The following is a 23,959-nucleotide window of genomic DNA, read 5'->3' on the forward strand; positions in this document are numbered from 1 at the left end:
GACAAAGGAAATCCCCGGACGGATGGGAAGAAGGAAATGTTCACCAAAAAGATGATGGCGACGACTGTGTTCGCCATCGCAGCCACCGGAATCACCATGGCAACGGCGCACGGCGAGGCAGGGCTCGCGGACGTCACCCTCAACGCCATGGACGGCTCGGTCGGGTACTCCACCACCCTGGCGGCCGACCACTCCAACGCATTGGTCACCTTGGCCTCGGGCCACTTCGTGCTCGCACCCGACGCGGTGCGGGTCGTCGCCGACGACGGCGCGGTCGTAGGGTCCATCCCCTTGACCCTCACCGCCGCCGACACCGGCCAAAACCTCCAGGTCACACCAACTCTGAACAGTGACACCTCACTGACACTCACCCCGGTGGGCGGCCCCACGCTAGCGGCAACCACCTCGCAGAACCTCCCGTTCATGCATCAGGCCGACGCCGACGGCGGCGCGATCCTCGCCGGCGCGGTGGTCGGCTGCCTGGTCGGCATCGTGATCGGAATCTGGTTCTTCCTCGTCGGCGCGATAGTCGGATGCGCCATCGGTGCCGCCATCGGCGGCTTCATCGGCGCAGCCTCCTGAACACCCGACACCCGCGCGGGGCCGGTGGCAGGCAGCGCCCACCGGCCCCCTCAATCCCCTTGCGGGTAAACCGAATACAGCTCCCGCCATCGACACCGGCCACAGCCGCATCCTGACGCCACAGAGCTCAAATACAGCTCCAGCCGTCAACACCAGCCGCAGCCGCATCCTGACGCCACAGAGCTCAAATACAGCTCCAGCCGTCAACACCGGCGGCAGCCGCATCCTGGTGCCGCAGAGCTCGGCCGGCACCCACCAACGGGGTGCACGGTGCCAGATGCCCTGGCCTCCAACGAACTCGACGACTAGACAGTTGTCGTGCCACTCCTCACGCCCCCGACCGTCACCCTCCACGCGGCCTGGCTGGAGGCCCACGACGAATGGGGCCCCGGCCTCCACGAGGATGGCTTCGGCCTACACGCCTCCGACGACGTCGACTCCCCCACCGGCTTCGCCACCTGGGTCGCCACCCTCACCGCGGCCCCCACCACCACCAACCCCTGCACCTACTACTGGATCACCGACGGCCCCCGAGTCCTCGGCGGCATAGCCCTACGCCATCACCCCACCGAATACGGCCACATCGGCTACGGCATCCGCCCCACCGCCCGCCGCCAAGGCATCGCCACCTGGGCCCTCGCAGCAATCCTCCCCCACGCCCGCGCCCTCGGACTCCCACACGTCCTCCTGGTCTGCGAACCCCACAATCTCCCCTCGATCCGCACCATAGAACGCAACGGCGGCATACCAGACCCCACCACCCCACCCGACCTCCGCCGCTACCGCATAAACCTGCGCCCCCGCAGCTCAGCCACTCTCCCTCACCCCTGACCTCCGTTGAAGATGTCCTCCGCAGAGTCCACATCCAGCGCCCGATCCAACCACCCAGTCAACTGCTCGGTATCCCCACACCCCTCAACCCGAGCACGAACCTCCTCGCTGACAGCCAGCCCCCGCCGCTGAAGAATCCGTAGAACCGACCCCGCCAGCCCCTCCGCACGGCCCTCAGCCCGCCCGATCTCCTGATGCTCCCGCGCAAAGTCACTCTCCCAGTGGTAGTTCTCGATTGCGATGGCCACGAGCTCCTCCCACTCCTCCACACCTTCGAAAAGCCGAAAAATACCGGCCCCCAAGCATTTTCGCGATCCCCACGCACGAACTCGAAAGCCAGAATCACCACCGAAGTGGGGCGGGCGGGGCTCGAAGCCGCGACCAATGGATTATGAGATCAAAGAAGCCAAACGGTGTCCTGACCTGGGCAAATGCTGACCATTGATCTCCATCGCGCCGTAATACATTGGTTTCGAACAGCTCTTCAGTTGATCTTGACCTGCGCAACGCCCCGGGCTCCAACCAACGCCAGACTACCGGCCACAAAACAAGCCTTTCACCCACCCAGCCCCGCCCGACGCGGTCGGACGCCCGGACCGAACTAACGGGCGCACCGTGGGCTACCAGCCCATGCCCTCAGACGCACTGGAGCGTTTACACGCTCCTAACCACTAACCACAGTGTGCGAGGAATAAGTTGCGACACTGGGGTCGCGGACTGCCTCACAGCGAGCATACCGAAGCCACCAACGTGATACTGAGCCTTTTTCATCCTCGATCGGCTTCGAGTTCGCGGATTTGGAGGGCGTGAATCGCTTTGGCGAGCTGTCCGGCCTTGTGCGGGCAGCAACGTAGCTTCCGTAGCACTTTCCAGCTCTTGAGCTGCACCCTCGGCCGCGCCTGGATGCGCATCATCTGGGCCTGCTGGCGCACCAAAATCGCCTACAACCCCACCCGGCACGAGCCCGAAAAACAGCCAATCGCCGCATAGGGGTTGACTCAGGAAACTCATCGGCCGAGACTACGCGCCAGGATGCCCGCGTCGTGCGAGTTGATGATCGTCACCTCGCGCCCGTGCTTCTTCTTCAGCTCCCGCAGCCGCCGCTGGTTGGCCCGATACGCTTCGCCCAGAATCGATCCGGTCTCGTACACCTTCCACCAGAACGGCGTCTGCGGCTGCTCCGGGTCGATGCTCGACTCCGGGAAGAACGCGTCTCCCGCGTGCAACAGCCACCCATTGCCGTGATCGATCGCCACCCCGGCGTGCCCGCGGGTGTGCCCGGCCAGCGGAATCACCACGATCTCCGGCGGTAGCCCGGGCAGATCCCGCACCGCGGTGAATCCGAACCAGTCCTCCCCGCCGTCGACCTCGTTGACCATCCACTTCGGCCCGTGCGACCACTGCGCCGCGCGATACCGCAGCTTCTCCGACACCGTGGATTTGGCGGTGGCCGCCCGGAATTCGGGTCCGTGCACGTGCACGGTGGCCTCGGGGAAATCCGAGAGTCCACCGGAATGGTCGAGGTCGAGGTGGGTCAGGACGATGTGGCGGACATCGCGCGGGTCGTAGCCGAGCGCCTGAATCTGATACACGGCCGTCTCGGCCTCGTGCAGCTTCGCGCCCAGCGCGAACCGGGACGCGCCCACCATCTTCGCCGGCTGTCGTACGGCGTCGAGCCCGAACCCGGTGTCGACGAGTACGAGTGCGTCGCGCGTCTCGACGAGCAGACAGTGGTCGACCAGGCCGAATCCCATGGTGCCGCAGTTCAGGTGGTGAATCCGCATGGCCCGAGCGTTTCAGACGGTCTGGGACAGCGCAACCGCGCAGGTGCCGGATATGTCCGGGACCACGAAGGCGCCGCGCACGACCCTGTCCGGGATCACAGTCACGCCGGACGGCACTCGCGAACGACCTCCGCCAGCACGTCGTAGTCCTCCCCGCGCGCGGTGGACGAGCGGAACGCCAGCCCGACCGTGCGGCCCGGCGCGGGCGCGGCGAAGGTGGCGATGTCCAAAGTGCCGCGCGCGGTTTCCGCCCCGACCGCCATGGCCGGAATCAGGGTGACCCCGAGACCCCCTGCCACGCATTGCACCACGGTGGCCAGCGAGGCGGCCCTGGTGTCGCCGACCGCGCCCGGATGCGCCGCACCGGTGCGGCACAGTTCGAGGGTCTGATCGCGCAGGCAGTGCCCTTCGTCGAGCAGCAACAGCGGAAGCGCCTCGAGATCGGCGATTTTCAGATCCGAGCGTCCGGCCAGCCGGTGGCCGCGCGGCAGCACCAGCACGAACTCCTCGGTGTACAGCGGTATCTCGATCAGCCCGGCGGCGCCGCTCGGCAAGGCCAGCAGTGCCACGTCCAGCACGCCCGAGCGCAGGCCGGTGAGCAGCCGCGCGGTCTGGTCCTCGATGATGTGCGGCGCCAAACTGGGCATTCGCCTGCGTAATTCGGGCAGCAGGGTGGGCAGGACGTAGGGGGCGACGGTCGGGATGATGCCCAGGCGCAGCGGCCCGCCGAGTCCCTGCCCGGCCGCGGAGGCGACAAATCGGTCGGCGGCCTCGAGGGTGGCAATGGCTTGCGGCAGTAGCCGTTTACCGTCGGCGGTGACCAGCACCCGCCGCGTGCTGCGCTCGATCAACTGGAGCCCCAGTCCGTTTTCCAGTGATGCCAGCGCCTGCGATAGCGTGGGTTGGCTCACGCTCAGCCGGGTCGCCGCGGTGCCGAAGTGCCGGTATTCCGCGATGGCCACGAACGCACGCAGCTGTGACAGGGTGGGCTGATAAGACTGATCAGTCACGCCTATCAGTGTAGTGCGACCGATCACGTTTACCTGTCACAGTCGTTCGGCCAGGATCGAAATCGTATATACGTCTCGACACAATCGGCACGACTACATATGAGGAGCAAGCATGGCCCTGCTGACCATCGGCGACCAGTTCCCCGCCTACAACCTGACGGCAGTCATCGGCGGTGATCTCTCGAAGGTGAACGCTCAGCAGCCCGACGACTACTTCACCCAGATCTCGAGCGACGACTACGTGGGCAAGTGGCGCATCGTGTTCTTCTGGCCCAAGGACTTCACCTTCGTGTGCCCCACCGAGATCGCCGCCTTCGGCAAGCTGAACGACGAGTTCGCCGACCGCGACGCGCAGGTGCTGGGCGCCTCGGTCGACAACGAGTTCGTGCACTTCCAGTGGCGCGCCCAGCACGAGGACCTCAAGACCCTGCCCTTCCCCATGCTGAGCGACCTCAAGCGCGAATTGTCCGCCGCCACCGGCGTTCTCAACGCCGACGGCGTCGCCGATCGCGCCACCTTCATCATCGATCCGAACAACGAGATCCAGTTCGTGTCGGTCACCGCGGGTTCGGTGGGGCGCAATGTGGACGAGGTGCTGCGCGTGCTCGACGCCCTGCAGTCCGACGAGTTGTGCGCGTGCAACTGGAAGAAGGGCGACCCGACCATTCAGGCCGGCGAGCTCATGAGCGCCTCGGTCTAGCACCGCGCTCTTCCATCAGTCCGCACTCGCAAGGGAATTCGTCGTGACCATCGAAAATCTGAAGAACTCGCTACCCGAGTACGCCAAGGATCTCAAGCTCAACCTCTCCTCGCTGGCGCGCACCACCGTGCTCACCGAGCAGCAGCTGTGGGGCACCCTGCTGGCCACGGCGGCGGCCACCCGCTCGGCCACCACGCTGCGCGAGATCGCCGAGGAGGCCGCCGATGTCCTGTCGGCGCAGGCGTACGACGCCGCCCTGGGCGCGGCGTCGATCATGGGCATGAACAATGTGTTCTACCGCGGCAAGGCTTTCCTGGAGGGCCGCTACGACGATCTGCGCGCGGGCCTGCGCATGCAGATCATCGGCAATCCGGGTGTGGACAAGGCCGATTTCGAGCTGTGGTCGTTCGCGGTGTCCTCGATCAACGGCTGCGGGCACTGCCTGGAGGCGCACGAGCGCACGCTGCGTGAGGCGGGCGTATCGCGCGAGGTGATCTTCGAGGCGTTGCGGGCGGCCGCGATCGTGGCGGGCGTCGGCCAGGCCGTGGTCACGACCGAGGCGCTGGCCCCGGCGGGCGTCTGACCGAGCGCGAATCGCGCGGGGAGGTGCTGTACATCGCGAGATGTACAGCACCTTTCCCGTTTGCCATTCGATTGCTGCAATCGGGTCACCGGTCGGTGACGATGACTGGTTGGTCCGATTCGCCGCCAGGCCAACCAGGACAAGGGCGCCAAGACACCGGATCAGTGGCGGCCGCGGCAGGCCTACCACTGCGACTACGCGCGCCGCTGGGTGAGCGTGAAGTCCCGGTGGGGCCTGAGCGTGCAGCCCACGGAGAAGAGCGCGCTGGCGGAGATGCTCGGCGACTGCGCCCCTCCCGTCGCGCGATAACTGTCGGTAAGCTCGCGTGGCATGACCGTTCCGGAAAGCGATGGCGCCCAGATCGAAGTGGTGCGTGTGTTCACCGACCAGGCCGGACGCTTCGGCAACCCGCTCGGCATCGTGCGGCACGCAGCCGTCGCGGGCGTCGACCACCAGGCGCTGGCGGCGCGGGTCGGCTACAGCGAGACCGTGGTGGTGGACGACCCGGCCGACGGGCGGGTGAGGATGCGCATCTACACCCCGGCCGTGGAACTGCCCTTCGCGGGCCATCCCAGCGTCGGCACCGCGTGGTGGCTCAGCGATCAGCGGCAGCCGGTGCACATCATCGACGTGCCCGCCGGTCCCGTCGAGGTCACCAGCACCGACGGCATCACCTGGGCCCGGGCCCGCGCCGAATGGACGCCCGATTTCGAATTCCACGAGTTCGAGGACGCGGCCGAGATCGCCACCCTCGACCCCGGCGACTTCCCCGAGGGCAAGCACTACTGCTGGGGCTGGACCAACGAGCCACGCGGCGCGATCCGCTCCCGAATGTTCGCTCCCGCCATGGGCGTCGCCGAAGACGAGGCCACCGGCGCGGCAGCCGTGCGGCTCACCGCCCTGCTCACCCGCGGCTTGAAGATCACCCAGGGCGAGGGCTCCCAGATCTTCACCGAATGGGACTCCGACGGCTGGGCGCGCGTCGGCGGCCGCGTGGTCGCCGACCATCCGATCGTCGTCTAGCCGCCGGTGTTCGCACTGCGCTGACCGAAGGCCAGGCGGTGGCCGCCGGGGATGCGGATCACGAAATCGCGCAGCCCCCAAGGGTGTTCGGTCAGGCCGGTGACGATATCCACGCCCTGCGCCAGGCAGTGCGCGTGCAGTGCGTCCACGTCGGTCACGCCGATATATCCGGCGGTCGTCTCGTTGACGGCGGGATGGGAGGTGCGGACGACGGCGAGCCCGATGCCGTCGCGGCGCACCAGCGCCAAGCCCATCTCGGGTTCGTGCACCTCGAGCGCGAAGTCGAGGATCTTGCACAGGAAGTCGACGGTGGGGGTCAGATCGGCCACCTCGAGGTTGGCCCGGTAGCTCTCGAATTCGACCATTCCCGCAGCGTACCCGCGGTCCTGCGCGGAAATTCGGTTGCGAACCTGTCGGTGGTCGGTGGGATGGTGGATGTCACCTCGCCGGTTCTCGACGGCAGCACACCCCTTTCCGGAAAGGATTCGTCGTGGACTCCACCGTCATCTCCGCGGCCCCGCCCGCACGGTCCGAGCGGGCCGGGCGGCGCGAATGGATCGGGCTGGCGGTACTGGCGCTGGCCTGCCTGGTCTACGCGATGGATCTGACCGTGCTGCATCTGGCCGTGCCGCAGATCAGCGCGACCCTGCATCCGACCAGTTCGGAACTGTTGTGGATCATCGACGTCTACGGGTTCATGCTGGCCGGGCTGCTCATCACCATGGGCACTCTCGGCGACCGCATCGGGCGGCGGCGGTTGCTGCTGATCGGCGGGGCCCTGTTCGGTGCGGTGTCGATCGTGGCGGCCTTCTCCCCCACCGCCGAATTCCTGATCGCGTGCCGGGCGCTGCTGGGCGTCGCGGGCGCCACCATCGCGCCCTCCACCCTCTCGTTGATCTTCAACATGTTTCGCGATCCGCGCCAGCGTTCGCTGGCCGTGGGCACCTGGGTGAGCGCGTTCTCCGCCGGCGGCGTGGTGGGTCCGCTGCTGGGCGGCGTACTGCTGGAACACTTCTGGTGGGGTTCGGTGTTCCTGCTGGCCGTGCCGGTGATGGCGCTGCTGCTGGTGCTCGGTCCGAAGGTGCTGCCGGAGTTCCGTGATCCGGACGCCGGGCGGCTCGATCTGACCAGTGCCGCACTGAGTGTCGTCACCATGATTTCCCTGGTGCTGGCCATGAAGAAGGTCGCCCAGGACGGCGTCGGAACGCTACCGCTGGTGGCCGTGCTCATCGGTCTCGCGGCCGGCGCCCTGTTCGTGCGCCGTCAGCTCACCCGGCCCGACCCCATGCTGGATCTGAGCCTGTTCCGGCTCGGCGCGTTCCGAACCTCGCTGGGCATCAACGTGATCGCCATCTTCGTGGCATTCGGCTACTTCCTGTTCGTGGCCCAGTACTTCCAACTGGTGCTGGACATGTCACCGCTGCGCGCCGGCATCGCCATGGCCCCGTCGAGCGTCGGTTTCATCATCGGCTCGCAAGCGGCCCCGCACATCGTGCGCGTCCTCCGCCCCGCCTACCTCATCGGCGCCGGAATGGTCCTGGCCGCAGTAGGTCTGGCCCTGCTGACCCAACTCTCGGTGACCGGCGGCCCCGCCCTCGCCGTCACCGCCTCCCTGCTCATCGCTCTCGGCCTGGCCCCCGTCTTCGGCATCACCACCGAACTCATCGTCGGCTCGGCCCCACCCGAACAGGCGGGCGCCGCCTCCGGCGTCTCCGAAACCGGCGCCGAACTAGGCGGCGCCCTGGGCATCTCGATCCTCGGCAGCATCGGCCTGGCCATCTACCGCAGCGACCTCGCCGACTCACTCCCGAGCGACCTCCCGCACACCACCGCGATCCGCGACACCCTAGGCGAAGCCGTCCAAACCGCCACTACTCTCCCCGACAACCTGCAATCCGCCGTCCTGTCCGCCGCCCGAACAGCTTTCATCCACGGCGTCCACATCACCGCCGCCGTCGCAACCCTCGGCGCCCTCCTCATCGGCATCCTCGCCGTAGCCCACCTACGCCACGTGCCCCCCGGAGAACTCTCCGGAGGGCACGGACACGACTAGTTTTCGCCCGGGCTCGGGCTGGTTTCAGCCCAGGGCCTTGGTGAAGCGGGCGGCCATGTCGGCGACTTGGGGTTCGGTCATCACGAAGGAGGGGGAGATCTGGAGGGCGCCCTGGCCGGCGGCTCGGGTCGAGATGCCGTGGGTGCGGAGGGTTTTGACGAAGGGGAGGGCTTCGGCGGGGTCGGCCAGTTGGACGGCGGCTACCGCGCCGAGGCCGCTGCGGACTTCGGCGACGCGGGGGTGTTCGGCCAGGGGCGAGAAGTATTGGTGCAGCAGGGATTCCAGGTTCTTGCTGGCGTCGAGGAGGTTTTCGCGCTCGAAGATGTCGAGGTTGGCCATGGCGGCGGCGGCCGCGCCGGCGTGGCCGCCGTAGGTGTAGCCGTGCCGCCACCAGACGCCGCCGGCGAAGAACGGTTCGGCGATGTGGGGGGCGATGAAGACCGCGCCCATGGGGACGTATCCGGAGGTGAGGCCCTTGGCGGTGGTCATCAAGTCGGGTTCGAGACCGAAACGGGAAGAGGCGAACCAGGAGCCGCCGATGCGGCCGAAACCGGTGACGACCTCGTCGGCGACGAACAGGATGTCGTTGTCGCGGCAGATCTGGCGGACCTCGGCGAGATAGCCTTCCGGCGGCAGGTAGACACCGCCCGCGCCGATGATGGGTTCGGCGAAGAAGGCCGCGATCCGCTCCGCGCCGATCTCCTCGATGAGCGCGGTCAGCGCCTTGGCCTGGTCCCATTCGATGGTGCGGGTGTCGGGCATGAACACCCCGGTGTAGCCCTCGCCGTTGACCGGGATGCCGGCCAGGGAGGTGCCGCCGACGTGCATACCGTGGTACGCCTTCTGGCGCCCGACCAGAATCGTCTTCTCGGGCCGGCCCATTTCCTGCCAGTAGCGTCGCGCCAGCTTGGCGGCGGTGTCGACGCCGTCGGAGCCGCCCGAGGTGAAGAAGATCTTGCTGCCCGGCACCGGCGCCAGCGCGGCGAGCCGTTCGGCCAGCTCGCGGGTCACCGGCGCGGCCAGGTCACCGAAGTTGGAGTAGTGCGCGACCCGGGTCAGCTGGGCGGCGACCGCATCGGCGATCTCGCGGCGCCCGTGGCCGACATTGGCGAACCACAGGCCGCCGGTCGCGTCGAGATACCGGGTGCCGTCCTCGTCCCAGACGTAGGCGCCCTCGCCCCGCGCCAGCACGAACGCCCCGTCCCGTTCGACCGCGCCCATATCGGCGAAGCCATGCCACAGCGAACCCATCCAGCACCTCCATCACCCGATACCGGCCACACCCATCCGGGCGAACCGACCTTTTCTCTCCATCTCACCATTTCGACGGTGAACAGGTCGAACGGCCCCCGGGTCACGCGGCGACGGCGGCCACCAGCATGTAGGCGGTACCGAGATCCATCACCACGTGCGGCACCACGGCCAGCGATCCGCCCGGGCCCATGGGGTGCGGGAACACTCGCGGCAACCGATGCCGCAGTCCGGGTATCGCCATCACCGCCGCGTCCACGACGAACGCGAGCGCCAGCGCGAGCATCGGTGCGCGAGCCGGTCCGGCCTGCCCGGGCATGGACATGGCCTGATCGGACATCCCGTGCCCGCTCATCGCGTACCACATGGCCGCGGCCGCCACCACGTGATAGACGAACGCGCCCACCCGCCCGGCATCGCGATCGACCGCCGCGATCCCGCTGCGCCACCGCATCATTCGCTCACCCAGCACCAGCGTGAACACCACCACCATGGCGGTCAGCACCCCGCGCACGGCATGCGGGTCGGCGGCTGCCGGAAACACCAGCATCCCCAACATGACCAGGCACATGACCAAATGCGCGGCATCCGACTCCCGATCCGCGACCACAGCACCGTCGGAGACCACAATGCCGTCGGAGACCACAGGACCGTCGTTCACCCCGAGCAGGCGCTGCCCCAGCCGGGCGACCACCAGCGCGGCGGCCAGCCCGAACCCGATCACCGCGATCCATCGCAGCACCCCGTACTGCTCCACGAATACCGCCACACCCCACCACCTCTCACCCCGGCGACCGGCCCACCTCCATGGTGACATCGACCACGCCCCGCCACTCCCGCCTTTGCACTGCCGAATCCCCCGCCCCCGCACCGCCACTGGATGACCGATTACCCGGCCGATTCACTCGGTGCCGTCCCCCTGCCACGGTGCTTCGCGTACGAATGAACAGAGGAGTACCCCCTTGCGCTCGCGCCCGAAAGCCGATGACATCGACCCCATCGCCGATCTCAGAGCAAACCTGAACCTGCTGCGCTACTCGGTCGAGCAGATGACCGAGGCGATGAAGGGCATCCTGCAGGAGATGCGCGGCTTCGACGCCCGCCTCAGCGCACTGGAGGCGAGCTGCGCCGACAACGCCTCCCGCGGCTAGACGAAACAGCGTGCGGCTCAGCGGATTCGAAAGACCGGTCCGTGCGGGCGGAACGGCAGGGACGCCCCCGCGGGCAGCAGAAAGGCGTGTTCGTTGCGGATGCGCAGCACATCGATCATCCCGTCGGTGATGATGAGAATCGGCCCGTCGGCCGGGAAGTCGTCGGCGCGCTCGAGCAGCCGGATGCCGGGTTGCAGCACCGTGCCGCCGCGCCCGCGCACCCGCACTCCGGCGGCGATCTCGTCCACGGGCAGATACCCGGCGTCGTGGGCGGCAGCGTCGCAGTAGATCACCCGGGCGCGCGGCACGTCGCGCGCGGTGGCGTAGGAGGCGATGGCGCCCAGCCCCTTGCCCATGAGTTCGGCCGACATCGACCCGGAGGTGTCGAGCACGACCCCGAAGGTGGGCAGCCGCACCGATTCCTCCGGCCGCACCCATGCCGGGCGCGGAATGTCGGGGGTCGAGGCTTGGCGGCGCGAGGCGCGAGCATAACTGCGGCGCTTCGACACAGCGGGAATGTGCTCGTCGAACCATTGCGCCAGCTGCGCGTCCCAGGGCAGCGGCGGCTGATCGAGCGCGCGGATCTCCTGTTCCAGCCCGGCGGGCAGCAGTCCCCGCCCGGCGGCGAGGTGGTAGGCCAGCCCGGTGGACATGGCGTTGCGGTAGTACTCGTCCAGATCGAGGTAGCGGCCGGGAGTGTGGTTGTGCGGCAGCGGCTCTCCGAGAATGTCGCTCTTGCCGCGCCCGCGCAGGGTGGCGATCTTGCGCAGCCGGCGCAGATCGGTGGCGATGCGATCGTAGATCTGCTCGGCGGACAGCCCTTTCAGCTGCGGGTCGTAGAGCAGCCCCTCGGGCAGCTGCCCCACGCCCATCTCCACGAGCCAGCCGTTGACCACGTAATCGCAGGCGACATTGAACAGGTAGTGATCACGCCAGCCCGCCCGCTCCCCGTGCCGTAGCGCGGCGTGCAGCATCTCGTGCGCGAGCACGAACTTCCACTCCTCCTCCGACAGTGCCGCGTACGGGTTGACATAGATCTCGGCCGCCTCCGCATTGACCGCCGCGATCGAAATATCCCATCCGCGTGCCACATCCGGATCGGCGACGATCTTCATTCCGGCGGCCAGCGCACCGAGCAACGGATACGACGAGACGAACCAGTTCAGCGCCCGATCCCACGCCCGCATCCGCTCGGCCTTCCCCCGCGTGACGTCGTGACCGGCCGTGGCGAGCGCGTCCCGGGCCGCCTCACCGATGCCGACGGCGAAACGGTTCTGGTGGTCGTGGCTCTTGGCCAGTTCGGCGGTGCCGATGAAGAAGTCGGGAAACTCGGTGCACCGGTAGGCTTCCGGGACGCTGCTGTGCCACCAGCGCGCCGCCAGCGCCGCCTCGTCGGAGCCGCCGGGTGCGGGCGGCAGCGGCTCGGGCGGCCGGCCGATCTTCAACGTCAGCAGATACTGGTCGACGATCACGCAGCAGGCGGCGCGGTAGACCGGATGCGGCGCGTGCGGCGCGTCGATCCAGGTACGCGTGTACGTGTTCGCCTCCAGCGCGCGCTCGGGCGTATCGCGCGGATCGAGGTGCCCGAACCCCAAGTGCAGCAGCAGATGCGCGAAGGTCCACGCCCATTCGTCGGCGCTGCCGCGGCGTTTCGGGTTGTAGCGCACGCCGCCGTGCGGCGAGACGATCGCCCACACATCGTCGGGCAGCCGGGTGTCCTCGGCGTAGAGCATCACGTCCATGCGCCGGAACACCGCCAGCCCCCGCACCTGCCGCCACCCGGTGTCGAGGTTCTCCCGCCACGGATCGATCGCCTTGCCGCGCTTGCGGTTCGAACGTCCCGGCACCGCTATCTCCGGGCTGCCAGGCGCGGCAGGTCGCGGGTGACCTCGATCAGGAACCAGGACGGCAGCACCGGTAGGCCGTCGTCATCGGAGGCGATCACCAACTGCGCGCATTCGACGGAGATCTCGGCGAGCTCGGTGAGCATGGTCTTGGCACGCAGCACGAAACGCTTCACCCCGGCCGAGACGTGCTCGCGGGATTCGGGGAGTTCCTTGATCAGCCGCGCCCGGAAGGCTTCCGAGAGGAAGTACAGCAGATCCCGATCGACCGGATCGCGCGGCCAGCCCGCGTCGCCCTTGAGAACGGCCTCCAGATCGAAGGCGTGCCGCACGGTCTTGACGAAGGCCCGGAACCCGGAAGCGTGTGCGGCGCTGAGGATTCCGGAGGCGAGCACCCACAGCGTGGTGTCGTCGAGCCCGTCCCCGTAGGAGTGCAGGGCGTCGGAGAGCATATGCCAGCCGCGCGGGGTGGAGAACGGCTGCTCGGTCTTGGGCGGCTGCGACCACAGGTGATCGGGCCGCTGCACGATGTAGTTCACCACCCACGGATGCATATCGCTGACACTGGCCCACTTCAGCCAGTCGTCGACATCCGCGCGCAGGTGCACGTGCACCATGCGGTTGACCAGCGCCGACGCCATGGGCCGGGCGAGCGCGTTGTCGGTGGCCCGGTTCCCGGCCCCGATGACCACCGAGCCGGCGGGCAGCTCGTAGTTGCCCACGCGGCGATCGAGAATCAGCGAGTAGAACGACTTCTGCACTTCGGCGGGTGCGGCATTGAGCTCGTCGAGGAACAGGCAGTACGGCTGCTCCCGCGCGATCATCTCCGGTGGCGCGAACCGGCTGCGGTCGTCCACGATCTGCGGCACCCCGATGAGATCCTCGGGCGCCAGCTGTGTCCCCAGCAGCGTGACGCATTCCAGCCCGAGCGCGTCGGCGAAATCCCTTACCAGCGAACTCTTCCCGATTCCGGGCGCTCCCCACAGAAAGACCGGACGCACCACCGCGACGTGCAGCAGCAGCTCCGGCAACTGGTCCGGAGTCACCGTGACAGTCGCTTCCAAGTGGTCCTTTCAGGTCGAAGGTGCCACCAGCGTAGAAGCGGTCACGAGCGCGCTGCCACCGATTTTCCGCATGCCTCAATACAGCAGCGGGGCCAACCGGGCGGCGCAGTCGCGCGCCGGATCGCGATGGGTTTCCAGCACCGGCAGCCGATTGCTCGGGCCCGACAGGCACAGCGCACCCGCCAGGGTGCCCAGCGCATTGTAGAGCGGCAGGGCCAGACACGCGATGCCCGCGACGAGTTCGTCCGCGGCCCTGGCGTACCCGCTGTCTCGAACGGACCGCAGATCGTCGGCCAGCGCCGGATGATCGATCTTCGTGCGCGGCGCGATCCGGGGCGGATTCCCCACCAGCGCACGCCATTCCGTATGCGAGGACAGCAGCAGTTTGCCCGCCGCGGACGCGTGCAGGTGACGCGACAGTTCACGCTCCGCCGGAATGGGGTGGTCGGGATCCTCGCTGATCACCTGGACGGCGGCGGGCCGGAAGTTCATGAGGTGCACCGCGAATCGGGTGGAGGCGCGGAAGTCGTCGAGCAGGGCGCGCGCGGCGCTCGACAGCACCGGGGTGTTGACGGCGGCCGCGAAACCGCGCAGCCGCGCACCCAGCGCGAAACCGCGCAGATCGGCGGTGCGGACCAGATATTCTTCTGCGACAAGGGAATTCAACAGCCGGTAGGCGGTCGCCGGGGCCATGCCGAGGTGGTCGGCGATCTCGCGGGCGGTGACGCCCGCGCCCCGGTCGGCGACCGCCTCGAGGATGGCGATGGAGTTGGAGACGGTGGTGGTGCGGCGGGAATCCTTCATCGTCGGCCTACCGGAAGGTGACGTTCTCGAGCAGATCGCCGCGCTGCGGCTCATCGTAGATCCCGATGCCGCGCAACAGATTCGGCGAGCGCACCCGCAGCACGGCGGTGAACACCACCGACCCGGCCAGCACCACCGCGTAGGCGATCACCACCGCCGCGTTGTCATTGCGCGCCGACCCGGCCGCCGCGACCATCAGCACACCGAGCACGGCGGCGATCACCGTCGCGAATATCGTTGTCGGGCGGCTGGATTCACCGATTCGCCGCAGCAGCGCGGGCGTGGCCAGGCAGGCGGGCAGGTACGAGCCCAGATACCCCAGCGCGCTCAGCGTCAGGAAACTACGGATCCCGTCCTGGGGCTCCGCGCCCGACACCAGGTACCAGACCGCGCACGCGGTGATCGCGCCCACGGCGACCACGATGGCGGGCGCCGGGGTGCGAAACCGCGGATGCGCCCGCCCGACCGCGGCCGAGGCGATGCCCTCGCGGCCCATCGTGAACAGCACCCGCACCAGCGCGTTGACCGAGGCGACCGTGCACGCGAAGAACGAGGCCGCCACCCCGAGATCCAGGATCGCGGCCAGCCCGCGCGAATCGTCCTGCAGCAGCAGGTCGGTGACGGGCGTGGGACTCGACGCGGTCCCCGCCGGCGCGGAGGCCAGCGCCACCGCCTGCGCCGCCACCGCGATCAGATAGATGGCCGCCGCCGCCACCGGCGTCCACGCCAGTGTCCGCGGCACCGACCGGAACGGCCGATACGCCTCGGCCGACAAGGTCGTCGCGCTCTCGAATCCGACGAAGGCGCTGATCGCCACCACCGCGCTCATGGCCAGCGTGCCGTTGCCGCCGTGCCAGGCGAAGGCGTGGGCGGCCGGGGCGCCGCCGCGGGTCAGCAGGTAGCCCATGAGCGCCAGCACCGTCACCACCGACGCGCATTCCACCAGCAGCGTGATCGACGCCGACAGGCGGATCCCCCGCACCATGAGCACCGCCGCGACCACCGCCGTGACCGACAGCAGCCCGACAATCGTTGCGGTGCCGCCGAATCCGGCCAGGCCCGCGGTCACCGCGATCTGATCCAGATAGGTGCCCACCGCGATCAGCCCCGCCACGCTCACGCTCGCGTAGCCGACGATCGCCGACCAGCCGACCGGCACCGCCACCGCGGCCCCCAGCCCCTTCGCGACATACGTGTACAACCCGCCGGTCACCGCCAGCCGCTGCGCCATCGGCCGGATCACCAGCGCCACACCCCAGGTGAGCAGGGCGGCCGCCAGGAACGCGACCACGCTCATCCCGCCCCCGGCCGCGCCGATCACGAACGCCGGGGTGACCACCGCCGTCCCCGAGGGCGCGATGGCCGCCACCGATTGTGCGAACACGGGCACGAAAGGCAGTTCGCGCCTGGTCAATCCGCGCAGCGGTGACCGTTCGGCCAGCGGGGGCGGGCTCGGCGGAGCCGCTGTCATGCGTGCGCGCCTTTCTTTCGACAAGGCCCCACTCGGGGTTGCCACAGCGTCGCCGACCCGTATTGCGCCGACGTAAACGCCGGTAACGGCGGCTTGTCGGGAGGCGAGAGAAAACTCTCGCCGCTTTCTCGCCGCCGGTCACCGTCGCACGCCCGCCGCCGTTACAGACCGCCGATAGCGTTCCGCCGCATCGAGATCGAACCCGCCACCCGCCAGGCCGGGAGCGGGCGCAGCAGAGAGACGGAGCCATGACGCAGCAGATAGAACGCGCCACCGCCGCGCCGGCGAGCGCCGACCCGGGGGCGTCTCCGGGTCAGGACGTCCATCGCCTCAAGGCCAATGCCGTCGGTTTGCTCGGCGTGGTGTTCATGGCCATCGCCACCGCCGCGCCGATCACCGCCATGACCGGCAATGTGCCGTTCATGATCTCGGCGGGCACCGGAAAGGGCACGCCCGCCGCGTTTCTGATCGCCATGGTGGTGCTGGCGGTGTTCTCGGTGGGCTTCACCGCCATGAGCAAGCACATCACCGCGACCGGCGCGTTCTACGGCTTCATCTCCTTCGGGCTGGGCCGCTCGGCCGGCCTGGCCTCGGGGCTGCTGGCGACCTTCGCCTACATGGTGTTCGAGGGGTCGCTGGTCGGGATCTTCTCCAGTTTCGGCACGAATACCGTTGCCGCGCAGTTCGGCTGGCACGTCCCGTGGTTGGTGTTCGCGATCGTCATGCTGTCGATCAACGCGCTGGGCACCTGGTTCGGGGTGGCCGTGGCGGAGAAGTTCCTGGTGGTGCTGCTGGGCACGGAATGTCTGGTGCTGGCGATCATGGGGGTTGCGGTGGCGATGCACGGCGGTGGGCCGCACGGGTTCTCGTTCGCGCCGCTGAACCCGGTCAACGCCTTCACCGGACCGTCGGCCGGGCTGGGCTTGTTCTTCGCGTTCTGGTCGTGGGTGGGGTTCGAGTCGACGGCCATGTACGGCGAGGAATCCCGCGACCCCAAGCGGATCATCCCCAAGGCCACCATGATCGCGGTCATCGGCGTCGGCGTCTTCTACGTGTTCGTGTCCTGGATGGCCATGTCCGGCAACGGCATCGCCGAGTCCGCCGCGCTGGCGGGCGGTGACGATCCGATGGACGTCTTCTTCCACCCGACCCAGACCTATGTCGGGCACTGGGCGGTCAGCGCCATGCAGTGGCTGATGATGACCGGTTCGCTGGCCTGCGGCATGGCCTTCCACAATTGCGCGGCCCGCTACCTGTACGCGCTCGGCCGCGAGGGTGTGTTCCCGGCGTTGCGGCGCACGGTCGGTCGCACCCACGCCCGGCACGGTTCCCCGCATCTGGCGGGCCTGGTGCAGACGGTGGTGGCGGTGCTGCTGGTCGCCGGGTTCGGCCTCGCGGGCAAGGACCCCTACACCGGCACCTACACACTGCTGGCGATCCTGGGGACGATGGCCATCCTGGTCGTGCAGGCCACCTGCTCGTTCGCGGTGCTCGTCTACTTCCGTCATCACCATCCCGAGTCACGGCACTGGTTCCGGACTTTCGCGGCCCCGCTGATCGGCGGCGTGGCCATGATCGGCGTCGTGCTGCTGCTGGTTTTCAACATGGGCACGGCCGCCGGCACCGAGTCCGGGTCGCTGGTGCTGAAGGCCACACCGTGGCTGGTCGCGCTGATCGCGCTGGGCGGCTTCGGTTTCGCGCAGTATCTGAAACGCCGCTCCCCCGAGCGCTACGCCCTGGTGGGACGCACCGTCCTGGAGGAGACCCACGAACGCTGATTCGCATGGCAACGGCCCGGCCGCCTTTCGGCGACCGGGCCGTCTTGGGAGCTTCGGGTCGTCGTGCACGTATCCGACGCCCCGCGCGGGCACCCTCGGAAAGTGCCCGGTGCGGTTCGCCCCACGACGTCCCGAACAACCGGAGCGCTTTCCGAAAGATCGACGAATCCCGTCCGGCCACAACGAGTGTCACCGCCGGGACGCGCAGGCATCGCGAACTGCCGCGGCGACGGCACGGTAGGTCGGCGGGTTGGCCCGGAAGGTCAGTCGATAGCGTGACGGCGTGCGCCTCTTGACCGACGACCTCACCCATCCCGCGGTGCTCGCACTGCTTGCCGAGCATGTGACGGAAATGCAGGCGAATTCGCCGGAAGACAGCATGCACGCTCTCGATGTCGAGGCGCTGCGCAAGCCGGAGCTGGCGTTCTTCTCGGCCTGGGAGGGCGAGCGGCTGGCCGGGTGCGGGGCGATCAAGGAACTCGATCCCACGCACGGCGAGATCAAGTCGATGCGGACCACCGCGGCCTTCCGCGGGCACGGGGTGGGATCGCTGATGCTGCGCCACCTGCTCGAGGTCGCGCGCGGGCGCGGCTACGAGCGGGTGTGTCTGGAGACCGGCGCGTCGGAGTTCTATCTGCCCGCGGTCCGGCTGTACGAGCGCTACGGGTTCACCCCGTGCGGCCCGTTCGCGGACTATGCCGAGGATCCGCACAGCGTGTTCATGACCCGCTCGCTAACGCACGGGCGCTGAGCGGCGGCCACGCCATCGCACGGCCAGCTCGCCGAGGGCGGCGACCGCCACCGCGAGGATCACGAAGGCGATGACCAGCACGACCAGCCCGACCGCCATGGAACCGTAGCCTTGGGTGCGGGGATCGATGAACGGGTACGGATACCAGTCGACGATCGGCCCGCGGATCAAGGTGTAGACGCCGTAGCCGATCGGGTACGCCAGCAGCGCCGCGACGAGCCGCGCGCTGATGCCCAGGGCGACCGGCACCAGCAGCCAGTCGACGAGCGCGACCACCGGGGCGACCCGGTGCAGGGTGTCGTTGGTCCACGGATATCGGATGCCGACGGCGATGTTCTGCAACAACAGCGCGTAGACCACACCGGTGATGAGGATGTACAGGGTGGCCGCGCAGCGAATCAGCTGCCAGCGCCGGCCCTGCGGATCGAACAGCGCGATGCCGAGCCACACCGCGATGACGATCAGATTGGACTGGATGGTGAAGTAGCTGAAGAAGTTCGCGACCGTGCCCCCGGCGGCCAGGTGCGTCACGGTCCAGACGGCCGCGGCGATATCCAGCCCCGCCACCGCCAGCAAGAGCGCCCGACCCCACAGCGGATGCACCGCAACGCCGTTCATCACCCGATACTCGCACGCCGAACCCGGCGAATGCGGACGATACGCCGAAGCGAGCATCCTTCGGGCAATCTCCGTTTCGGGTCGCCGGTCACCGCGCCGACCGGCCCGGAGCGACTCTTCGCTATCGTTGACGGTGCAATGACCAGGACCGCCGCCACCTCTCGCGAGCTTCGTTCCCGCCTGGCCGATCTCTCGATCCGCGACGAGTACCGCTTGCGTCGCCGGCTCGACAAGGCCCGCGGCGGCGATCTCACCGACCTCGAAGCCGAGATCGACGCCGCCCAGCGCCGGGTGGACGCCCGCCGCGCCGCCGTACCCGACATCCGCTATCCCGAACAGCTGCCGGTCTCCGCGCGCCGCGACGACATCGCCGCGGCCATCGCCGCACACCAGGTGGTGATCGTGGCCGGCGAGACCGGTTCCGGCAAGACCACCCAGCTGCCCAAGATCTGCCTGGAACTCGGGCGCGGCATTCGCGGCACCATCGGCCACACCCAGCCGCGCCGGCTGGCCGCGCGCACGGTGGCCGAGCGCATCGCCGAGGAACTGGGCACCGAACTCGGGGACGTGGTCGGCTACACGGTCCGCTTCACCGATCAGGCCTCGGATCGCACCCTGGTCAAGCTGATGACCGACGGCATCCTGCTCGCGGAGATCCAGCGCGATCGGCTGCTGCGCCGCTACGACACGATCATCATCGACGAGGCGCACGAGCGCAGCCTCAATATCGACTTCCTGCTCGGCTATCTCAAGCAGCTGCTGCCCAAGCGACCGGACCTCAAGATCGTCATCACCTCGGCGACCATCGATCCGGAGCTGTTCGCGCGCCACTTCTGCGACGAGAACGGCACGCCCGCACCGATTGTCGAGGTGTCGGGACGGTCGTATCCGGTGGAGATCCGGTATCGGCCGCTGTCGCTGGAGGTTCCGGTCACCGGCGCGGAGGCCGCCGCGGATCTCGACGACGACGAGGACACCCGCATCGTCGACCGCGACCCCACCGACGCCATCGGCGACGCGGTGCGCGAACTGCAGGCCGAGGGCGACGGCGACATCCTGGTGTTCCTGTCCGGCGAGCGCGAGATCCGCGACACCGCGGACTCGTTGCGGGACATGCGGTTGCCGCGCACCGAGATCCTGCCGCTGTACGCGCGGCTGTCGGCGGCCGAGCAGCACCGGGTGTTCGAATCGCATACCGGGCGCCGCGTGGTGCTGGCCACCAACGTGGCCGAGACCTCGCTCACGGTGCCGGGCATCCGGTACGTGATCGACCCTGGCACCGCGCGCATTTCGCGCTACTCCATGCGCACCAAGGTGCAGCGGCTGCCCATCGAATCGATCTCGCAGGCGTCGGCGCGGCAGCGATCGGGCCGGTGCGGCCGTGTCGCGGACGGTATCGCGATCCGGCTGTACGCCGAGGACGACTTCGAATCCCGGCCGCAGTTCACCGAACCGGAGATCCTGCGCACCAATCTGGCTGCCGTCATCCTGCAGATGACCGCGCTCGGGCTCGGCGACATCGAGAGCTTCCCGTTCGTGGAGGCGCCCGACGCGCGGGCCATCCGCGACGGCATCGCCCTGCTCGAGGAGCTGGGCGCACTCGCCCGCGCGGAGGCGGAAGCCGGTGCGCGCCGCGACATTCCGGACGCCGGCCTGATCCTCACCCCCATCGGCCGCGAGATGGCGCAGATCCCCGTCGACCCGCGCATGGCCCGCATGCTGGTGGAGGCCAACCGCGCCGGCTGCCTGGCCGAAGTGCTGATCATCGTCGCCGCCCTGTCCATCCAGGATGTCCGCGAACGCCCCGTCGACCATCAGCAGGCCGCCGACACCAAACACGCCCGCTTCACCATCGAGGGCTCCGACTTCCTGGCCTACCTGCGCCTCTGGGATTACCTCCGCGAACAGCGAAACGCCCTCTCCTCCAACCAGTTCCGCCGCCTGTGCCGCGACGAATTCCTGCACTACCTCCGCATCCGCGAATGGCAGGACCTGCACGGCCAACTCCGCACCATCACCCGCGGCCTGGGCTGGAACACCTCCGGCTCCGACGCCCAATTCGACCGCACCGCAACAACTGCCGATGAGTTCGAGACGAATGCGCGCGGCCGGACCAGTGGACGCGGCGGGGACGGCCCGGACAATGCGGCCGGCGGCCGAGACGGCCGCAATGTACGAAACCGGCGCGGCTCCAATCGAGGCGACGCCTCGTCGCCTGCCGACCTGGCCGCCGACCCGGGCAGCGGTCGTAACTCCCAGCGCGGCAACGCCTCCGCACGCGGCGGCGATGACCCAACCCGCCGCCATGGTCAGACCCCTGGCGGGGAATCCGGCCGCGGCCGAAATGCTGGGCGCGGCGCGGATTCCAGCCGCAGCAGCGGCCCCCAGGACGGTCATGGCAGCAGTCGGGCGATGCCCGGCGGGGCTTCGGTGTCCGGGCGGATGGGCGGCGGGCGGGCCGAGTTGGCGGAGAGCCTGGCGGCCAAGGCGGGGCTCGGGGACGATTCGCTGCCGTGGGATGTGACGTCGATTCATCAGGCGCTGCTGGCCGGAATGCTGTCGCATATCGGCGTGCGGGAGGCCGAGACTCGGGAGTTCCTGGGTGCGCGCAACGCGAAGTTCATGATCTTCCCGGGATCCTCGCTGGCGAAGAAGCCGCCGCGGTGGGTGATGGCCGCCGAATTGGTGGAGACCTCCCGGCTGTGGGGGCGGACCGCCGCGCGGATCGAGCCGGAATGGGCCGAACGGCTCGCGGGCGATCTGGTGAAACGCACGTATTCCGAGCCGCATTGGTCGGCCAAGCGGGGCGCGGCGGCCGCCTACGAGCGGGTCACGCTGTACGGGCTGCCGCTGGTGACGCAGCGGCGGGTGGACTTCGGGCGCATCGATCCGGAGTTGTCGCGGGAACTGTTCATCCGGCACGCGCTGGTGCAGGGCGAGTGGCAGACCAAGCACGCCTTCTTCGAGCGCAACCGCGAATTGCTCGATGATGTGGCCGATCTGGAGCATCGGGCGCGGCGGCGCGACATCCTCGTCGACGATCAGGTGCTGTTCGACTTCTACGATGAGCGCGTCCCGTCGGACATCGTGTCGGTGCGGCATTTCGACAGCTGGTGGCGCAAGGCGCAGCGCCAGGACGCGAGCCTGCTCGACTTCACCGCCTCCACGGTGGTCAACGAGGACGCGGCCGTCCTGGATCCGACCGCCTACCCCGACAGCTGGCGCCAAGGCGAGCTGACTTTCCCGCTCACCTACCAGTTCGAGCCGGGTCAGGCCGACGACGGCGTCACCGTGCACATCCCCATCGCGCAGCTCGCGCACGTGCGCTCGGTCGGCTTCGACTGGCTGGTGCCGGGCATGCGCGAGGAACTCGCGGCCGCGTTCATCAAGACGCTGCCGAAACAGTTGCGCCGCACCGTCGTTCCGGCCCCGGACTTCGCCAAGGCCGCGCTCGACCGCCTCACCCCGCGTGCCGAACCGCTGCGCACCGGTCTGGCGCGGGAGCTGTCGCAGCTGGGCTCGGTCACCATCACCGCCGCCCATCTGGACCCGGCGGGCCTGCCCGACCATCTGCGCATGACCTTCGCCGCCGTCTCCCCCATGGGCGAGATCGTCGCCCGCAGCAAGAGCCTGACCGAGCTGAAAACCCGCCTGGCCGAACAGGTCTCGAAGTCGGTGGCGCGCGCCAATACCGCCGCCGAACGCGCCCCCGCCACGGTGTGGACCTCGGAATCGCTGGGCACGCTGCCCACTTCGGTCAAACGCCAGGTGGGCGGGCAGACCATCACCGGATATCCGGCTCTGGTCGCCGAGTCCGAGGGCGTGGCCGTGCGCGTGCTGAGCTCCCCGGCCGAGCAGGCCACCGCCATGCGCACCGGCACCCGCGCCCTGCTGCTGAGCGCGATCACCACCAGTACCCGCGCCGTCACCGCCGGGCTGCGTCCCGCCGATCGCCTTGCGCTGAGCCAGAATCCGTACGGTTCCCTCGACGCGCTCGTCGAGGACTGCCGCGGCTGCGCCGCCGACGAGCTCATCGCGGCCCACGGCGGCCCGGTGCGCAGTCCGGAGCAGTTCCAGACCCTCGTGGAGCGGGTGCGGCCGCAGTTCACGACGGCGGTGGCGACCATCGTGCGCTCGGTGATCCCGGTGCTCGCCGAGGCCCACCGCCTGCGCGCCGCGCTCGCCGAGTCGCACGACCGCGACGCCACCGACGATGTCGCCCATCAGCTCGACGAAATGGTCTTCCCGGGCTTCATCTCCGAATGGGGCAGCGCGCGATTGCGTGAACTGCCGCGCTATCTGGAGGCGGCCCGGCTGCGTCTGGAGGCGCTACCCGCCGCCGCCCATCGGGACCGCGCGGGCATGGCCGAACTCGACCGGGTGCACGCCGCCTACGACCGGCTGCTGGCCAGCCTGCCCGAGTCCCGTCGCGGCGGCCGCGACATTCTCGAAATCTGGTGGATGATCGAGGAATTGCGCGTCAGCCTGTTCGCCCAGCAGCTCGGCACCCCGTATTCGGTATCGGCCAAGCGCATCGAAAAGGCCATCGACGCCGCCCGCCGGCCACCCCAGCAGCGCTGACCCGGATGCGCGAAACCCAGGATGCGCGAACGGTCCGGCCCCGAATCCTTCGGCGCCGGACCGCGAATCGTTCGGTCGCG

The 23,959-nt window shown here is 68.8% G+C and carries 20 protein-coding genes; 10 read left to right on the plus strand and 10 right to left on the minus strand.

All coding sequences use genetic code 11. The annotated features are described in order from the left end of the window. Positions 1–36 precede the first annotated feature (36 nt). Together D7D52_RS35395 and D7D52_RS35400 are read left to right on the plus strand one after the other, a co-directional pair. Positions 37–582: a DUF8020 domain-containing protein gene (locus D7D52_RS35395; protein WP_120743325.1), complete on the plus strand. Its 546-nt coding sequence runs from the start codon at positions 37–39 to the stop codon at positions 580–582. Between the two features lie 318 nt (positions 583–900). Then, positions 901–1,413: a GNAT family N-acetyltransferase gene (locus D7D52_RS35400; protein WP_120743326.1), complete on the plus strand. Its 513-nt coding sequence runs from the start codon at positions 901–903 to the stop codon at positions 1,411–1,413. Positions 1,414–2,420: 1,007 nt separating this feature from the next. Here the strand turns inward: D7D52_RS35400 and D7D52_RS35415 are convergent. Then, positions 2,421–3,197 (minus strand): MBL fold metallo-hydrolase, encoded by a 777-nt coding sequence (locus tag D7D52_RS35415; protein ID WP_120743327.1) that lies wholly within the window; start codon positions 3,195–3,197, stop codon positions 2,421–2,423. Between the two features lie 101 nt (positions 3,198–3,298). Beyond that, complete coding sequence (locus tag D7D52_RS35420) at positions 3,299–4,207, minus strand: hydrogen peroxide-inducible genes activator (RefSeq protein WP_120743328.1); 909 nt, start codon at positions 4,205–4,207, stop codon at positions 3,299–3,301. Positions 4,208–4,319: 112 nt separating this feature from the next. On the opposite strand from D7D52_RS35420, the gene D7D52_RS35425 reads away from it, so the two are divergent. The 3 genes from D7D52_RS35425 to D7D52_RS35435 all read left to right on the plus strand — a co-directional run bounded on the left by D7D52_RS35425 (position 4,320) and on the right by D7D52_RS35435 (position 6,513). Next, positions 4,320–4,907: a peroxiredoxin gene (locus D7D52_RS35425; protein WP_120743329.1), complete on the plus strand. Its 588-nt coding sequence runs from the start codon at positions 4,320–4,322 to the stop codon at positions 4,905–4,907. 43 nt (positions 4,908–4,950) lie between these two features. Further along, the gene (gene ahpD / locus D7D52_RS35430; RefSeq protein WP_120743330.1) at positions 4,951–5,490 is read left to right on the plus strand and encodes an alkylhydroperoxidase, AhpD family; all 540 of its coding nucleotides are present in this window, start codon (positions 4,951–4,953) and stop codon (positions 5,488–5,490) included. A gap of 330 nt (positions 5,491–5,820) precedes the next feature. Then, positions 5,821–6,513, plus strand: a complete 693-nt coding sequence (locus D7D52_RS35435) for a PhzF family phenazine biosynthesis protein (protein WP_120743331.1) — start codon at positions 5,821–5,823, stop codon at positions 6,511–6,513. On the opposite strand, the gene D7D52_RS35440 is transcribed toward D7D52_RS35435, so the two are convergent. Then, a complete protein-coding gene (locus D7D52_RS35440; protein ID WP_120743332.1) occupies positions 6,510–6,878 on the minus strand; it encodes a VOC family protein in 369 nt (122 codons plus the stop codon). The two genes, D7D52_RS35435 and D7D52_RS35440, sit on opposite strands and share 4 nt — an antisense overlap. A gap of 125 nt (positions 6,879–7,003) precedes the next feature. Here D7D52_RS35440 and D7D52_RS35445 point away from each other — a divergent pair, with 125 nt between their 5' ends. Beyond that, on the plus strand, positions 7,004–8,566 hold the full coding sequence (locus D7D52_RS35445; protein WP_246023526.1) for an MFS transporter: 1,563 nt from the start codon (positions 7,004–7,006) through the stop codon (positions 8,564–8,566). Between the two features lie 24 nt (positions 8,567–8,590). On the opposite strand, the gene D7D52_RS35450 is transcribed toward D7D52_RS35445, so the two are convergent. Both D7D52_RS35450 and D7D52_RS35455 read right to left on the minus strand, forming a co-directional pair. After that, positions 8,591–9,817, minus strand: a complete 1,227-nt coding sequence (locus tag D7D52_RS35450; RefSeq protein WP_120743333.1) for an aminotransferase family protein — start codon at positions 9,815–9,817, stop codon at positions 8,591–8,593. A 103-nt stretch (positions 9,818–9,920) separates the two neighbouring features. Further along, on the minus strand, positions 9,921–10,586 hold the full coding sequence (locus tag D7D52_RS35455; protein WP_162958793.1) for a DUF5134 domain-containing protein: 666 nt from the start codon (positions 10,584–10,586) through the stop codon (positions 9,921–9,923). A gap of 193 nt (positions 10,587–10,779) precedes the next feature. Between D7D52_RS35455 and D7D52_RS35460 the strand changes: the two genes are divergently transcribed. After that, positions 10,780–10,968 carry a hypothetical protein gene (locus D7D52_RS35460; protein ID WP_120743335.1) on the plus strand — a complete coding sequence of 63 codons (189 nt, stop codon included), beginning with the start codon at positions 10,780–10,782 and terminating at the stop codon, positions 10,966–10,968. 17 nt (positions 10,969–10,985) lie between these two features. Here the strand turns inward: D7D52_RS35460 and D7D52_RS35465 are convergent, their stop codons facing one another. The 4 genes from D7D52_RS35465 to D7D52_RS35480 form a co-directional block, all read right to left on the minus strand. Continuing rightward, positions 10,986–12,815 (minus strand): vWA domain-containing protein, encoded by a 1,830-nt coding sequence (locus tag D7D52_RS35465; protein ID WP_222932736.1) that lies wholly within the window; start codon positions 12,813–12,815, stop codon positions 10,986–10,988. A gap of 2 nt (positions 12,816–12,817) precedes the next feature. Then, positions 12,818–13,876, minus strand: coding sequence for an AAA family ATPase (locus D7D52_RS35470; RefSeq protein WP_120743336.1), 1,059 nt, complete (start codon positions 13,874–13,876; stop codon positions 12,818–12,820). 75 nt (positions 13,877–13,951) lie between these two features. Continuing rightward, positions 13,952–14,680, minus strand: coding sequence for an IclR family transcriptional regulator (locus D7D52_RS35475; protein WP_120743337.1), 729 nt, complete (start codon positions 14,678–14,680; stop codon positions 13,952–13,954). A 7-nt stretch (positions 14,681–14,687) separates the two neighbouring features. Further along, the gene (locus D7D52_RS35480) at positions 14,688–16,151 is read right to left on the minus strand and encodes an APC family permease (protein WP_120743338.1); all 1,464 of its coding nucleotides are present in this window, start codon (positions 16,149–16,151) and stop codon (positions 14,688–14,690) included. A gap of 248 nt (positions 16,152–16,399) precedes the next feature. Here D7D52_RS35480 and D7D52_RS35485 point away from each other — a divergent pair, with 248 nt between their 5' ends. After that, the gene (locus D7D52_RS35485; protein WP_120743339.1) at positions 16,400–17,929 is read left to right on the plus strand and encodes an APC family permease; all 1,530 of its coding nucleotides are present in this window, start codon (positions 16,400–16,402) and stop codon (positions 17,927–17,929) included. A 283-nt stretch (positions 17,930–18,212) separates the two neighbouring features. After that, positions 18,213–18,680: a GNAT family N-acetyltransferase gene (locus D7D52_RS35490; protein ID WP_120743340.1), complete on the plus strand. Its 468-nt coding sequence runs from the start codon at positions 18,213–18,215 to the stop codon at positions 18,678–18,680. On the opposite strand, the gene D7D52_RS35495 is transcribed toward D7D52_RS35490, so the two are convergent. Beyond that, positions 18,663–19,298, minus strand: coding sequence for a Pr6Pr family membrane protein (locus tag D7D52_RS35495; protein ID WP_187703076.1), 636 nt, complete (start codon positions 19,296–19,298; stop codon positions 18,663–18,665). The genes D7D52_RS35490 and D7D52_RS35495 overlap by 18 nt on opposite strands. Before the next feature lie 138 nt (positions 19,299–19,436). Here D7D52_RS35495 and hrpA point away from each other — a divergent pair, with 138 nt between their 5' ends. Next, entirely contained in the window at positions 19,437–23,879 is a 4,443-nt protein-coding gene (gene hrpA, locus D7D52_RS35500; RefSeq protein ID WP_120743341.1) for an ATP-dependent RNA helicase HrpA, read from the plus strand. Positions 23,880–23,959 lie beyond the last annotated feature (80 nt).

Origin of the sequence: Nocardia yunnanensis (genome assembly GCF_003626895.1) — a bacterium.
GTDB classification, from domain to species: Bacteria; Actinomycetota; Actinomycetes; order Mycobacteriales; family Mycobacteriaceae; genus Nocardia; species Nocardia yunnanensis.

Bases quoted from the DNA above. Each gene is read 5' to 3' on its own strand.
- D7D52_RS35395 (WP_120743325.1), top strand. From the start codon at position 37: ATGTTCACCAAAAAGATGATGGCGACGACTGTGTTCGCCATCGCAGCC.
- D7D52_RS35415 (WP_120743327.1), bottom strand. From the start codon at position 3,197: ATGCGGATTCACCACCTGAACTGCGGCACCATGGGATTCGGCCTGGTC.
- D7D52_RS35425 (WP_120743329.1), top strand. From the start codon at position 4,320: ATGGCCCTGCTGACCATCGGCGACCAGTTCCCCGCCTACAACCTGACG.
- D7D52_RS35435 (WP_120743331.1), top strand. From the start codon at position 5,821: ATGACCGTTCCGGAAAGCGATGGCGCCCAGATCGAAGTGGTGCGTGTG.
- D7D52_RS35440 (WP_120743332.1), bottom strand. From the start codon at position 6,878: ATGGTCGAATTCGAGAGCTACCGGGCCAACCTCGAGGTGGCCGATCTG.
- D7D52_RS35450 (WP_120743333.1), bottom strand. From the start codon at position 9,817: ATGGGTTCGCTGTGGCATGGCTTCGCCGATATGGGCGCGGTCGAACGG.
- D7D52_RS35475 (WP_120743337.1), bottom strand. From the start codon at position 14,680: ATGAAGGATTCCCGCCGCACCACCACCGTCTCCAACTCCATCGCCATC.
- D7D52_RS35480 (WP_120743338.1), bottom strand. From the start codon at position 16,151: ATGACAGCGGCTCCGCCGAGCCCGCCCCCGCTGGCCGAACGGTCACCG.
- D7D52_RS35485 (WP_120743339.1), top strand. From the start codon at position 16,400: ATGACGCAGCAGATAGAACGCGCCACCGCCGCGCCGGCGAGCGCCGAC.
- D7D52_RS35495 (WP_187703076.1), bottom strand. From the start codon at position 19,298: ATGAACGGCGTTGCGGTGCATCCGCTGTGGGGTCGGGCGCTCTTGCTG.
- hrpA (WP_120743341.1), top strand. From the start codon at position 19,437: ATGACCAGGACCGCCGCCACCTCTCGCGAGCTTCGTTCCCGCCTGGCC.